Annotated in this window: 10 protein-coding genes; 3 read left to right on the top strand and 7 right to left on the bottom strand. The window is 49.7% G+C overall.

Going from position 1 to position 13,943, the window contains the following annotated elements; genetic code table 11:
- Positions 1-25 precede the first annotated feature (25 nt).
- From F1593_RS10665 to F1593_RS10645, 5 genes are all read right to left on the bottom strand, one after another.
- Positions 26-2,308, bottom strand: coding sequence for a WD40 repeat domain-containing serine/threonine protein kinase (locus F1593_RS10665; RefSeq protein ID WP_149401547.1), 2,283 nt, complete (start codon positions 2,306-2,308; stop codon positions 26-28).
- A gap of 373 nt (positions 2,309-2,681) precedes the next feature.
- Positions 2,682-3,917: a sensor histidine kinase gene (locus tag F1593_RS10660; RefSeq protein WP_149401546.1), complete on the bottom strand. Its 1,236-nt coding sequence runs from the start codon at positions 3,915-3,917 to the stop codon at positions 2,682-2,684.
- Between the two features lie 122 nt (positions 3,918-4,039).
- Positions 4,040-5,032, bottom strand: a complete 993-nt coding sequence (locus tag F1593_RS10655; protein WP_172632036.1) for an MBL fold metallo-hydrolase — start codon at positions 5,030-5,032, stop codon at positions 4,040-4,042.
- A gap of 63 nt (positions 5,033-5,095) precedes the next feature.
- On the bottom strand, positions 5,096-6,148 hold the full coding sequence (locus tag F1593_RS10650; protein WP_149401544.1) for a sensor histidine kinase: 1,053 nt from the start codon (positions 6,146-6,148) through the stop codon (positions 5,096-5,098).
- Positions 6,149-6,563: 415 nt separating this feature from the next.
- Positions 6,564-8,810, bottom strand: coding sequence for an ATP-dependent Clp protease ATP-binding subunit (locus F1593_RS10645; protein ID WP_149401543.1), 2,247 nt, complete (start codon positions 8,808-8,810; stop codon positions 6,564-6,566).
- A gap of 708 nt (positions 8,811-9,518) precedes the next feature.
- On the opposite strand from F1593_RS10645, the gene prfA reads away from it, so the two are divergent.
- The 3 genes from prfA to F1593_RS10630 all read left to right on the top strand — a co-directional run bounded on the left by prfA (position 9,519) and on the right by F1593_RS10630 (position 12,202).
- The gene (gene prfA / locus F1593_RS10640; RefSeq protein ID WP_149401542.1) at positions 9,519-10,598 is read left to right on the top strand and encodes a peptide chain release factor 1; all 1,080 of its coding nucleotides are present in this window, start codon (positions 9,519-9,521) and stop codon (positions 10,596-10,598) included.
- Positions 10,599-10,758: 160 nt separating this feature from the next.
- Positions 10,759-11,523 (top strand): HAD-IA family hydrolase, encoded by a 765-nt coding sequence (locus F1593_RS10635; protein ID WP_149401541.1) that lies wholly within the window; start codon positions 10,759-10,761, stop codon positions 11,521-11,523.
- Positions 11,504-12,202: a hypothetical protein gene (locus F1593_RS10630; protein WP_149401540.1), complete on the top strand. Its 699-nt coding sequence runs from the start codon at positions 11,504-11,506 to the stop codon at positions 12,200-12,202. The genes F1593_RS10635 and F1593_RS10630 overlap by 20 nt, the downstream gene beginning before the upstream one ends.
- A 55-nt stretch (positions 12,203-12,257) precedes the next feature.
- Here the strand turns inward: F1593_RS10630 and F1593_RS10625 are convergent, their stop codons facing one another.
- The gene (locus F1593_RS10625; protein WP_149401539.1) at positions 12,258-12,986 is read right to left on the bottom strand and encodes a cysteine hydrolase family protein; all 729 of its coding nucleotides are present in this window, start codon (positions 12,984-12,986) and stop codon (positions 12,258-12,260) included.
- 121 nt (positions 12,987-13,107) lie between these two features.
- The gene (locus F1593_RS10620; RefSeq protein ID WP_149401538.1) at positions 13,108-13,887 is read right to left on the bottom strand and encodes an NUDIX hydrolase; all 780 of its coding nucleotides are present in this window, start codon (positions 13,885-13,887) and stop codon (positions 13,108-13,110) included.
- Between the last annotated feature and the right edge of the window lie 56 nt (positions 13,888-13,943).

Genomic DNA, 13,943 nt, shown 5'->3' with positions numbered 1-13,943 from the left:
CCATCTTAAAATAACTATATGAAGTTCAAGCTATTTTCCACATCGTGATATCCCCATTATCGTTGCCCGCAATCACCAGCATTCCATCTCGATTTGAAAGATAATTGAGCACGGTACTATTGCCTTGAGAAGCATTAAAAGGGATAAAAGCGTTAGCGCCATTCACTTCCCATCCATAAATCCCCTTATCCGTGGCAGCAAACAGATAGTGACCATCGTCAGAGCAGGTCACCGCATAAACGTGCTGAACCATCTCACTGGCGGTCAGATCATAAGAGGACAAAGGGGACAAGGTATTCTGCTGTAAACTCAGCAGATGGATCACATTGTCCATGCTCAGTATAATCATCACCTGCATCGAACCAAATTTTTCTGGATCAGGATACCAATGGATCTCCCGCGCCGGACTTGCTTCAGTCGGGAGCGTGATCGTAGCAACAGCCACTTTTGACTGCCCACTGTTAAGATTACTGGTATCCCATATCTCCATGAGCTTCGGGTCTTGTAGCGCGATATATTGTTGACCAAACCAGGATAAGCTCCCATCGCCTGTAACATTCGCGCCTGTTTTTAGCGGTCCTGCTCCATTATGCACTTTTTGCTGGCTATACTTGATCTGCTTCGCATCTTCGGACAGGGTAACCATCTTCACGGTGCCGTCACTCCCGCTCAAGGCGAATGTTAACCCATTCGGCTCAGGCAACCAGCTTACCGTCTGGATAGTCCCGGCTAACAGGTTTTCATACACCTGATAAGGGATATTACTAAGGACAGCGGAATCAATAACCGGCGGGACTTTCCAGAGATAGATCGACCGCCCCGCAGCCGCTGCCAGATAGGTACTATCCGCTGACCAGGCCAATGAGGAGATAGGCTGTTTCACGGACAGGGTGTAGACGGATTGCAGCGTCGTCGTGCTCCAGAGCACGATTTTCCCTGTGACATCGGCCGTTGCAAAAACCTGACCCTGCGCTGCCGCACTCAGGCAGGTCACCGCCTCAGTCCCCATCTTCGCACTGCGATTATTCAGTATATTCGGGAACAGCATCTTTTCATTGTTTACAGGTTCGTAGGCACCCTGGCCCCGTCCGTAATGGAAGTTGAGATCAGGGATGATATAGCGGCCCATGAACGCCAGTGTGCCAACGAGGAGCGCCCCCTGCACGAATTTGCGCCGATTAACGCCAGATTGCTTGCCAGCCTGCCCCGCTGTCTGGGGCGCAGGTGGCACCCGCCTTTGTTGCTGCTGTTGTTGTTGCTGCTGCGGTATCTGACTGGCATTCGATACCGGGGCACTTTGCCAGTAGAGCGCGGGATTCGCCTCGGTCGGCGGTGGAGAGGATGGCCGCCAGTTTGCATATCCCTGTTCCTCGCGCAAATGCTTGACGTGCTGCAAGACAAACGCCACCTGTGTCACATGATTGGGACGCCGATGGGTCTCCAACTCGACCATCTTCATGATCAACGCCTCGATCTCTGGCAACCCGACGCCTCCATAGAGGCGCAATGGCGTGAAATGGAAGGGATTCTCGGCCGGATCGCGCCGTGAGAGCAGGAAGTAGAGCAGGGCGCCCAGGCTATAGATATCCGCCTGCGCCGTCGTCTGGCCCTTGCCATATTGCTCTGGAGCCGCGTAGCCCGGTGAACCAAAGGGTATGGTATCTTTTACCTGCCCTGGCTTGAAATAGCGCGCAATGCCAAAATCAATCAAATAGAGCGCACCCGACGGCATACGCATCACATTGGCGGGCTTCAGATCCCGAAAGATCACCGGAGGCTGCTGGCTATGCAAATACTGCAGCACATCGCACAACTGCAAACCAATATCCACGATCTCATCCAGAGGCAGTGCCCGAAGCATATCTTTTGATCCTGGATCATGTAAATACTGCTCAAGCGTTTCACCCGCAATATACTGCATGATCACGTACCAGTGTTCCGGATCGGTCCGATGCCCATAGACCTGTGGCAAATGAGGATCAAAGAGCGAAGAGAGAAAACGCAACTCACGATTAAAGCCATCCGTCGCCTCGATAATCTCCTGTGTCGTCAACCCCCGCAGATTGATCTGCTTGATCGCCACCAACCGTTGCCGCTCCTGCATATCCCGCGCCTTATAGACCGCCCCAAACCCGCCCGAACCAATCTGCTCCAGAATCTGATAGCGCTCAAAGAGCAACGGCTGATCAGCATCAACATCCCGATCATCAACAGTATCCGTCAAGCGATGCTGGCAAAAAGAACAAAGCGCCGCATCACTCGCGCAAGCAGCGCCACACCGGGGGCAAAAGAGAGGATCAACAGCCATCTATTTTTACCTCTATATCTATAGCGCGTAGTATTCAGCAAAATAATAGATTTCAATACATGCAATATATCTAATGAATATACTATCATAGCTACACCACAATCACCATCAAGCCCGGGGATAAACAGGCCATTCCAATTCTCAGACGTGGGGCAATGTCATCAGGTCTAACGGAGGCGGGAGGAACGGAAAACCAATGTAGCTGCCACCGTTCTACGGTGGAGTCGTACAGAAACCTCGCCCCGAAGACATGCTAGAAAGCGATGGAGGAACACGTCATGGGGTTGGGTCATAGCACGGTGCATGATGTTCCTACGACTTCTGTCCACGCTGCAAGCGCAGGATATGGCACTTTATGGTGCTGATTCCCAAATCACGCTTTAATCGGAATCTCTACCATAAACGTGCTCCCATGCCCGGGCTCGGACTCGACGCGGATACGACCCTGGTGCCGCTCTACAATATCTTTTGTGATGGCTAAGCCCAGGCCCAGGCCACGTTTGGATGAGGATTGTGCATCAGGCGTGCGATAAAAGCTCTCAAAAATATGGTCCTGCTGATCTTTGGCGATACCGCAACCATGATCCTGTACAACCAATAAAACCGTATCGCCCTCGCGCTTCACGCAGACCTCGACGACACTTTTATCAGGCGAATACTTGAGAGCATTACTCACCAGATTTGTCAGCACCTGGGTCATGCGATCACTATCGATCAACATCGGAACAGGATCAACTGGCACCTGCAATTCGATCGTCCGCTCGGTAAGCAGCCTCTGATCTTCGACAACTTCGCGACAGAGATCGCTTATATTGACCAAACGCTCATGTAAAACAACTTTGCCAGTACGCATGCTACTGACATCCATAAGCTCATCAATCAACGCGGTTAAACGGCTTGTCTGCTCATTGATACGCTCCAGGGCCGTAGAGATGCCATCCAGCTCGCCCAGGTGCTTCTTCTGTTTCGCAAGCTTACGCAACGTCAGTTGCGCCTGCCCACGGATAGTAGTAATAGGTGTTTTGAGCTCATGCGAGGCAATCGAAAGGAACTGATCTTTCATCTGATTGGCATCTTCCAGGAGGCGATTGCTCTCTTCCAATTCTTGCGCGTAGAGTTGCAAATCTTGTTCAACCACCATAGCTTGCAGACGAGCCCGTTCGCGCTGGGCGGTAATCAGCGCAATCACCAGACCGGAGACAATGAAGGGCAACAATTGCGTGGCATCGCGCCAGTTTACCATATCATTCCAATTGTTGAAGTTGATACTGCCGGCGGGCATTACAAAAAAGTAGTAAAGGGCGGCAGCATTCAAGACAATTGCCAGAAGAGCAGGTCCTACTCCCCAGAAGAGTGCGGCAAAGAGGATGGGCAACACACAAAAAGAGCCAGCAAAGCTAAGCTGTCCAAAAAGCTGAGAGATATATAATATGCAGAGCACAAAAACGACGGTAGCAGGAATCGTCACGAGATAACCAATCAGCGGATGACGCCATCCAGGGATGTGCGCAATATAATCCTTGCGCAAACGTACCCGCTGTTCCAGGTTCATGCGTTTGTAACGTCTTCCTCGCTTATCAACATAAACAGTATCCTGAACAACTCTCATGCTCGCCCCATCTCCTCTGACAGCCAGATCAAAAATAAGTCTCGCAACCCTTTACCAACCTGCATCAACGTAGCTACCCACGTCCTCACGTCTATTCTTTGCACATCACATCAAGCAAAGCTTTATATACTATGTATCTTCTGTCTGGCCTGCTCGGTCAGCATAAATGCCTCTTGCATCTGTGCATCGTGCATGCCAATAATTGCTATCTCAGGATGTTGATGAGACAAATGGTACAGATCGATCAGCGTTTGTTTAGCAGTTACATCATCGCTGGTGACCAGGGACCAGAACCATGGATGCATGGTTGCTGGAATGGCATAATTATCAATCGACCAGGCCGCATCTCCCACGATAAAGAGACTTGAACCATGTGCCCGTCTGATAAACAATCCCACTTGTCCTGGTGTATGGCCCGGTAATGGCACAAGCACCAGTGAACCATCCTTAAAAATATCATAGCTTGAACGAAATCCTGCATAGGCTGGTCCAGTGAAATCTAAGAGCTCAATCGAATTGCGGCACAGGAGCCGACGAACCAGGTGCTCATTTTTATCCAGTCGGCTCTGGCTGGCCGCATGAAATTCAACGCGATTGATCCACAGTGGCACTCCGGGTAGATCCGGGATACCAGCAACATGATCCCAATGGAGATGTGAGAGCACGGCAAAATCCAGATCCCCGGGTGTCAGATGTAAGCGTTCCAGGTGGCTCCCGATAGATTGCTCAAGCTCATAGCGTCCCAGCGTCTGCTCAAAAAAGAAGGATTGATCCATCATGAACAGAGGAAGGTCTGTACATAATCCTGTGTCATAGAGAAAAGTTCCACGTGGATGCTTGATCAGTACAGCACTATGAGCCACGCGATGGGATGCAGTGGAAAGCTTCCCGCGTACCGTGAGCCATTCAGGAACAACAACGCTACCACAGCGTAAAAAGCTGACTTCGATATCAGGCAGGGTTGCAACAGGAGGAAGAAGGTCTCCCTTTTGTTCAGCAATATGCTCAGGAACAAAAGGATGTGGCAAAAAACTGCTTATGACAACCGCTGCTCCGATAAAACCTACAGTAAATCCACCCAGAGCCAGCCAGTTACGTAGCTTCATTGGCTTCATAAATACTTCTTCCTCATGCATCAATGGAGAATCTGGCGTGGTTCTCTGCTCTGCTCTACTTACTTACGCCAGCGGCAGGGTAAACCAGAAGGTTGAACCCTCTTGTGGCGCACTCAATACACCAACCTGACCACCATGTCGCTCAATCAGCGTCTGACTGAAATAGAGGCCCAGGCCCAGACCAACGCCCGATCCGCTCAACACCTTTACTTTTGGGGACTGGTAAAAACACTCCCAGACACGTCGTTGCTCCTCTGGCTCTAATCCCATCCCTTTATCCTGTACCTGCACGCGCACCATCCGGCGGCCAGTTTCAGCCTGCGCTTCTAACTGCACGGAAACAGCCACAGGCTGCTGTGCCTCTGAATATTTTAGCGCATTGAGCAGATAATTGAAAATAACCTGCTTAATCCGCTCTGGATCAACCAGGACGAGAATAGACCCACTATCAGGGAAATGCACGTTTATAATACGATCCGGGGTTGCCTTACGTTGCTCTTGAAGCACATCATCCACAATAGCTAAGAGATCGCTTGGCTCCTGCTGTACGTGCACGTGTAGCCGTCCGGTCTGGATACGCGACACATCCAGCATATCCCCAACCAGCCGATTAAGAACCTCGATTTGGTGCTCGGCCCGCTCCAACATATTCAGAGTGGACGTCAGCTTCTTCTCAGTCTCAAGCGGCGGCACATCAGATTGTGGTGCCAGTAAGAGCGTCTTGACGCGGCGCATTGCCAGTTGTGTATTGGCCTTAATCGTTGTCAGGGGCGTCCGCAATTCATGCGTCGCAATCCCCAGAAAATCCTCCATGCGCCGATTTGCTTCACGCAATGCCGCCACCTGATCCTGCAACTCGGCCCGTTCAGTCAGCAAGTGCGAAATTTGTCCCTCTGGCTCTACAGTATACATCCCAACGGGTGGACAGTCTAGCACATGACCAATATACTCAGCCTCTTCACCGCTCACAGGCTGGCTCTCTTCATTCGGCACAACTGGCACACTACTCTCATCAGAAGAAGCATGGGGATTAACCGGGAGATGAGCCTGCCCCTCAAGTAGCTTGCGGGCCTGCATATCTTCCATAAAACCACAGGGTATTTCTTTATTTTCCATATTACACCACTATCTCTGTGCTGTTTCCGTGCTGTTTCATCCCTCCCCAATTACTGGCCCACACGCGCATGGAACATACCTCCCCATCTGGAAGACATACACGAGATACTATAAATAATGCATATCTTATACGTACTGGTATGAGAACCCTTTGATGCTTGTTCAAAAAGTCCGAAAAAAGCAAAGAAATGCTCTCTTTTCGATTCAATCTCTACTATTGGTACGTTATCTGATGAAGAAAAGATGCAGCGGTACAAGCCCATATAGTACCTTCCGTTCTACAGCTTACAGGTGGAGGTTTATTTGGATGACCACCACCAGATTCAATAAACGAGGTTGCTCATAAAGAGAGAAAGAAGGCCATGAGATAAGGAATTATCCCATGGCCTTCTTTCTCTCTTTATGAGAGAGGCGCTTACATACTTTGGATCTCTACACGGTTGCGTGGTAAGACGACAACTTTTCCTTCGCGCATAGTGAGCTCGACGGCCTGCCCATTGCCGATTTCATTGTTCAGCAAGGCATCTGCCAACACATCATCTACATGTGCCTGAATAGCACGGCGCAGTGGACGTGCTCCATACTCCTCATCAAAACCTTCCTTCAACAGGAAGTCTTTGACTTCATCCTCGACCGTCAATTCAATGTGCTGTTCGGTCAGTCGGTTGCGGACCTGCTGTAACAGTAGATCAACGATGTGATACAGTTCAGTCTTGCCCAGGGAATGGAAGACGACAACTTGATCAATACGGTTGATGAACTCCGGACGGAAGATCTTTTTCAAGCCATCCATCGCCTTGGAGCGCATTGCCTCGTGCTGCTCATCGCGTACCTCATCATCCTCGCCTTTGTTATGGGTAAAACCAATACCAGCCGCACGGCGCAGATCGGCACTGCCCGCATTACTCGTCATAATGACGACGGTATTCTTGAAGTCAACTGTACGCCCCTGACCATCTGTTAAACGACCATCATCCATAATCTGCAATAAGGAGTTAAAGACTTCAGGATGGGCCTTCTCAACCTCGTCCAGCAGGATCACACTATAGGGCCGACGTCGTACCTGCTCGGTCAATTGACCACCATCGTCATGTCCAACGTATCCCGGAGGGCTACCAAACAACCGTGAGACGGTATGTGGCTCCATATATTCAGACATATCGAGACGGATCAGATTCTCTTCACCGCCAAAGAGTTCGGCAGCCAGGGATTTTGCCAGCTCCGTTTTACCTACACCGGTCGGCCCCAGGAAGAGGAAAGAGCCAATCGGACGCTTGGGATCTTTCAGACCAGCACGTGAACGACGAATAGCTTTGGATACGGCAGCGATAGCTTCATCCTGTCCAATTACCCGTTTACGCAGATCTTCTTCTAAGGAGCGCAGATTCTGACGCTCGCTCTCCAACATCTGACTGACAGGCACATGCGTCCATAACTCGACTACCTGAGCGATATGCTCTGGCGTGATAATCAAGGAGATCATATTGTGACGCTCAGAACGCGCCTTTTCAAGGTTACCCAGCACCACCAGTTCCTGCTGCCGCATACGAGCCGCCAGCTCATAATCTTCGGCGTTGGCAGCGGCCTCTTTCTGCGTCTGGATCTCGCTCAACTCTTTCTCAAGGTCCGCAATCGTGGTTGGACTGATAATGCCTTTTTCAGTTGCCTCCAGGCGCAAAGCAGAACCAGCTTCATCCATCACATCGATAGCCTTGTCAGGCAAGAAGCGATCATTAATATAACGATCAGACAGCTTCACCGCCGCGTCAATGGATTCATCGGTAATCGTCACTCCATGATGGGCCTCATAATTTGCACGCACCATCTTGAGCATCGTGATAGCTTCATCTACCGAGGGCTCATCCACCATGATCGGCTGGAAGCGCCGCTCCAGCGCGGAATCTTTCTCAATATGCTTGCGATATTCATTAATAGTGGTCGCGCCAATACAGCGTAACTCGCCGCGTGCCAGCGCTGGCTTGATCATATCCGCCGCGCCAACCGCACCCTCAGCCGCTCCAGCACTAACAACGGTATGCAACTCATCGATAAAGACAATTACTTCTGTCGCCTGACGCAGTTCTTCCAAAATAGATTTAATGCGTTGCTCAAATTGTCCACGGAACATTGCGCCCGCCACCATGCCACCAATATTCAAGGAAACAATACGCTTGCCACGCAGGGTCGCCGGGACATCGCCAGACTGGATCTTACGGGCTAATCCTTCAACGATGGCAGTCTTACCAACACCGGGCTCACCAATTAAGACTGGATTGTTCTTCTGCCGCCGTCCTAAAATAGTAATCAAACGCCGTAATTCGCGCTCACGCCCTGCCGCCGGATCTAATTTACCTTCCATTGCCTCTTCGGTCAGGTCGCGTCCATATTGATCTAAGGTAGGAGTCTTGCTCTGCTTTTTCTGTCGCTCAGCCGTAGTGGTACTGGCACTGCCAGTGTTCCCGGATGTCGCTTTCCCACCATTCGCAGAGAAACCGAAGGGAGCACCATTGATACTCTGTCCTTCAATGTCGCCGAGCTGGCCCATCGCGTTCATCATTTCATCAACACAGCTTTGACAAAGAAAGTGGGATTCACGACGTCCTTCGTTCATCTGATCCACACGTACGCGAGCAGGATTCTTTTGACAACGTTCGCATTTCATTTCTTTTCTGCTCCTCACTGCTTATATATGTATCTATGTAGGTGTAGAAGTTTTCTACCAATATATTTGATGATCACATGGTGCCGGTTAGCAGACAGATAACAGGACTGCTAAATCCGATTATAACACATGAGTTTAGTACTGTATAGCACTTATTTTCATTGATTGCTAATACACCAAGTATAACAGAAGAAGGGCTTGAATTATTTCAAACTTCTCACAATAAAAGCACAAAAATACAAAACTCCTTCTCTCCTCAAAAAATAGGGCTCTTTATCCTTCCAAGTGATTAGGGAAGGGAAGCATTCCTCCCAACACTCTATGCCATCTCCTGGCAAACATGGTATAATGGAGGCGTGAAAATACTACTACCGCCTACAGTGTGTCTTTCTATACCGATTATAGCGTATCGTGCACGTACATTGCGCTCAATACATATACGTCGTGCTACGATTGAACGTTACCTTCTTGCCGCAGGGTAGCGACGCTTTCATCTGCCTCAAAATACTCCTTCTGCATGAGCCTGAGCATGTTCTCTTATCAGAAAGAACAGATACTATCAGTCATACAGACTAACCCAAACAATTTTCTACACATTGAATAGAACAATCATTGACACTGTATTCGTACGTCCGCTTCCCTGTGCCTTGCATGTGCTACTGCGTAAGCAGCTTACGCGGCGGATAGTGAATAGTGGGAGGAAACAAGATGGATTTTATGGGCAAACTTGCCAGTTTAGCTGAACGCTATGAGGAGCTAAACAATCTCATGGCTCAGCCTGAAGTGCTTTCAGATATCGCTTTACTGCAGCGCTATGGCCGTGAGCACTCTGACCTTGAAGAGGTCGTCAATAAATATAATGAACTGAAAACAACCGATCAACAGATCACTGAGGCGCAGGAGCTCTACGAGAGCGAAGATGGCGAGATGCGCGATATGGCGTATGAAGAGCTAGAGAGCCTGAAAGCGCACAAAGCCGACTTATTAGAAGAGGTCAAGGTCGCTCTGCTGCCCAAAGATATCATGGATGAGAAGAATGCCATCGTGACCATTCAGGGTGGTGCTGGTGGAGATGAAGCCGCGCTCTTTGCTGGTGAACTCTATCGCATGTATAACCGCTATGCCGATAATCATCGCTGGAAAATTGAAGTGCTGGATATAAACGATACCGAACAGGGCGGCATTAAGGATGTGACCTTTGTCGTGAAAGGCAAAGGTGTTTATAGCCGCCTGAAATATGAAGGTGGTACCCATCGTGTCCAACGCGTCCCGGTGACAGAAGCCAATGGCCGCATCCATACCTCGACCGCGAAAGTCATCGTCCTGCCCGAAGCGGATGACGATATTAATATCGAGGTGAAAGACAACGATATCCGTGTGGATGTGTATCGCTCAACCGGACACGGCGGACAGAGCGTCAACACAACTGACTCGGCGGTCCGTATCACCCACCTGTCGACTGGCCTGGTTGTAACCTGTCAGGATGAGAAGTCGCAGTTGAAGAACAAAACCAAGGCCCTTGGTGTGTTGAAAGCCCGTCTGTGGGATCTCAAGGAGGCCGAACGGCAGGAAGAACTGAGCAAGAATCGCCGCTCACAGGTTCAAACCGGTGATCGCAGCGAAAAGATCCGTACCTATAACTTCCCACAGGATCGTGTCACAGATCATCGTATCGGCCTCACTCGCCACAACCTGCCCGGCGTCCTGAATGGTGATATCGATGAATTCCTCAATAACCTGATCGCCGTCGATCAAGCCGATAAACTCCAAAACACCTTCCAATCCTAATATCTGGTCTCTATGATGCTCCCGTAATGCATACAGGTCACGGGAGCATCGACCTTCGCGCAACGCCGACGTTACCCATCTGTTGGTTTGACAACCAGACAAACTACATGCTAGACTTTCTGTACTGACCAACAGGTATTTTCCAGATAGGTAGTGTTTCATGAGATTAGACCAGCCACAATCTGTCCGTACCATCTTCTTCGACGCGGGTTTTACCTTGCTACAACCTCATCCCTCTATTCCTGAAATTTGTCATCAGGTCTGCCAGCAACTTTCGCTGCATGTGCGCCTTGAGCAGATTGAACAACAAATCGAGGTTGCAGAAGATTTCTATTTTCGCCATGTACGCACTCATCCCTATATCTGGGCCAACAACCAGGCTATCAACACCTTCTGGATCGAATATTATATTCATCTATTACGACCATTTGTGGAAGAGCAAGACGAGCAACATCTCTATCAGTTAGCTACGATCATCCAGGATGAATTTGAAAAACACACCAGCTGGCAACTGTATGACGATGTGCATGTGACACTGAAAACGCTGCAGGCACATGGCTACACGCTGGGCGTTATTTCAGACTGGGGCATCTCGCTGGGTCCCATCTTACACAAACTAGAACTGACAGCCTATTTTGATTGCGTCATTATCTCTGCCGCCGCACGGGAAGCCAAACCATCCCCTATGCTCTATGATCTCGCGTTACAACGCGCCAATGCTATTCCTGATTACACTATCCATATTGGGGATTCTTACATCAACGATGTGCTGGGAGCACGCGCATCTGGTATCACACCTGTCTTGTTAGATCGTGGACATAAAGTAGCAGCGCAAACACTCGATTGTCTATTAGTTCATTCACTGCTAGAACTACTCGATATATTGGAGGTTGAACGTCTTGAAGGTGAGCATAAAGAAGCATAATCTCAATGCATTGATCTGGTCGGGGGCCTCGCTGGGCACACTGGCAGGCACGACCGCTATGCTTGTCTGTTATGTGCGCAATGAGATACAACGACGCGGCTATCCCTCGTGGCAGGAGTGCCGCTGTGAATTCAAAACGCAGCCAACCATTTTTCAGGTCTGGCATAGTCGTCATGAACAGCGTGGGGAAACCATCATCGCACAGGAGTGGGGCACCTATCTGGTAGAACCACCACACTGGCTACGCTATCTCTTGCATATCAGTACTCAGATCATCGCTACATTCAATCCACTAGGACATTATATTGAACGTGTCACGCTTAGTCCACAACAATCCTACCAGTTTGCAGCCATCCTCCATGCCAGTGCTACCAATGAAGATCTCCCTGAACCAATTTTTCAGGAAGAGTCATATGTTGTCTGGCGGCGCGAAATCCTCCACTTTCCCAATTACCTCTTTGACGCCTGTCTACGCCGCCTCTATCCAGTCAACATACCACCAGAGCGTTTTGAGAAAGTAGAGGAATTGCCTGCCCTCTGGGACCCGACCAATAATCTGCCCCTACCCAACGATGGGCCTTTGCTGGACACACCTGTCGGCACACGTATTGACTGTATCGGCTGGGCACCGGCCCAAATCTCTTATTGTACGGTACGACAACAGCGTAAAGCGCTGTAAATCAGCAGACTGGACGTGTGCATCGCATGCTGCGAGCCATCTGCTCCACTCATCCTTATTGAATAGCACGCACCACTTCGATACCATTGATTGCCATGTGATGCAGAAAGGTGAGATGCAGGAAGTCACCATCGTGTGCCAGCAGACCACTTTCCTGAGCTACTGTGACAGGAATATCGTAGGTCTGAACGGCATTTGCCGGTATGATCACGCGCAGCGGCCAGTTGTGGGCATTCGCATATAATTTAAGATGCATCGCCATCTGATATACACACAAATCGGTACAGTTACCGACAATCACAGCGGTGCGCAAATTATGCCGCTGCTCAAGCCATGTCCCCAGGGATGTGCCATGAAAAGCATTCAAGGAATTCTTGGCAATAACGCGATAAAGATCCGCGAAAGGTAATTGCACCAGTTCAGGAATCGTCTCGGCTTCGCTGGTACCAGCCTGACAATGAGGTGGGAATTGAGCAAACTCCACCGATTCGGGAGTATGGCTATCCTGAGCCAGGATAAAATCGCGCACACCAATAGCATAGGCTCCCTGAAGAACATCCACAACAGCAGGAATGATCCCTTTGATGCGAGGACTCGCTAATCCACCTGCATGACAAAAGCCATTCAACATATCCACACTAAAAATGGCACACTGCCCCGCCTGAGCCTCCAACTGTAACTCCTGCCAGGTCAGAGAGGACAAATTTTGCTCCCACGCCACCATATGCTCTAGAAAAAGATGACTCTGGGCCAGAAAATGCTCTGGAAGTGATGATGTTGTCATATGCCTCACGCTCCTACTCGCTCGTTAGATAACAACTCCCTGCTTGCTCGATCAATCAGCTATACACGACTGCACAGACTTGCTAACAACCAGCCGCCAACAAATCGATCAGATGACCAGGTTATAACTTATGCTCAGCTTCAGGATTGAAGCGGTACAGACGTGCCGGGCGATGCGTTCCTTCCATTTTTTTCTCGCCTGTATCTTCCAATACATTGGTCGATAATATCTTTTTGCGGAAGTTTCGCTTGTCCAGTCGCTTATGCAGGATGATCTCGTATACGCTCTGTAACTCCCGCAAGGTAAAATGATCTGGCAATAAGTTGAAAGCAATAGTGGTATATTCCAGCTTGTTGCGCAAGCGATTCAGGGCATAATCGATGATGCCTTGATGGTCAAATGCCAGTTGTGGAAGTTCATACACCGAGAACCAGCCTACATCCGTGGCATCACTGGCAGCCCGGACCTGCAAGCGCTCAGAGTCAAGCAGGGCAAAATAGACCACGGTAACCACACGCGTGCGAGGATCACGCCCAGGATCGCCGAAGGTATACAGTTGCTCTAAATACACATCCTGCACCCCTGTTTCTTCTTGCAACTCACGTTTAGCAGCCGCTTCCAACGACTCATTCATCATCACAAAGCCACCAGGAATCGCCCACATTCCCTCGTAAGGCCACGAACGACGCTTGATAAGCAAGATCTGTAAATCGCGCTGACGCAAACTCATCATGAGCACATCAACCGTTACCGACGGACGTTCATATTTGTTCACATCATAGTGATGAGCTTCAGCTTCCGCTAATTCCGCCAGTGCACGTCTTTGCCTTATTTCTTGCGTCTCTTCCAAACTCCCAATCCCATTGTTACCACTCCCAATCGTTTCACTGTGCTCTTCCATAGGTATCTCATTCTCCATTTCGCCAGACAACCACTGCCCGCTCGCTCAATCACAAA

The sequence above is a fragment of the Dictyobacter arantiisoli genome (assembly GCF_008326305.1).
Taxonomy (GTDB): domain Bacteria; phylum Chloroflexota; class Ktedonobacteria; order Ktedonobacterales; family Ktedonobacteraceae; genus Dictyobacter; species Dictyobacter arantiisoli.
The sequence above is the reverse complement of the archived record's forward strand: the minus strand, read 5'-3'. Positions and strand labels throughout refer to the sequence as shown.

Coding starts and splice junctions, on each gene's coding strand:
- F1593_RS10665 (WP_149401547.1), bottom strand. CDS start 2,308: ATGGCTGTTGATCCTCTCTTTTGCCCCCGGTGTGGCGCTGCTTGCGCG.
- F1593_RS10660 (WP_149401546.1), bottom strand. CDS start 3,917: ATGAGAGTTGTTCAGGATACTGTTTATGTTGATAAGCGAGGAAGACGT.
- F1593_RS10655 (WP_172632036.1), bottom strand. CDS start 5,032: ATGAAGCCAATGAAGCTACGTAACTGGCTGGCTCTGGGTGGATTTACT.
- F1593_RS10650 (WP_149401544.1), bottom strand. CDS start 6,148: ATGGAAAATAAAGAAATACCCTGTGGTTTTATGGAAGATATGCAGGCC.
- F1593_RS10645 (WP_149401543.1), bottom strand. CDS start 8,810: ATGAAATGCGAACGTTGTCAAAAGAATCCTGCTCGCGTACGTGTGGAT.
- prfA (WP_149401542.1), top strand. CDS start 9,519: ATGGATTTTATGGGCAAACTTGCCAGTTTAGCTGAACGCTATGAGGAG.
- F1593_RS10635 (WP_149401541.1), top strand. CDS start 10,759: ATGAGATTAGACCAGCCACAATCTGTCCGTACCATCTTCTTCGACGCG.
- F1593_RS10625 (WP_149401539.1), bottom strand. CDS start 12,986: ATGACAACATCATCACTTCCAGAGCATTTTCTGGCCCAGAGTCATCTT.
- F1593_RS10620 (WP_149401538.1), bottom strand. CDS start 13,887: ATGGAAGAGCACAGTGAAACGATTGGGAGTGGTAACAATGGGATTGGG.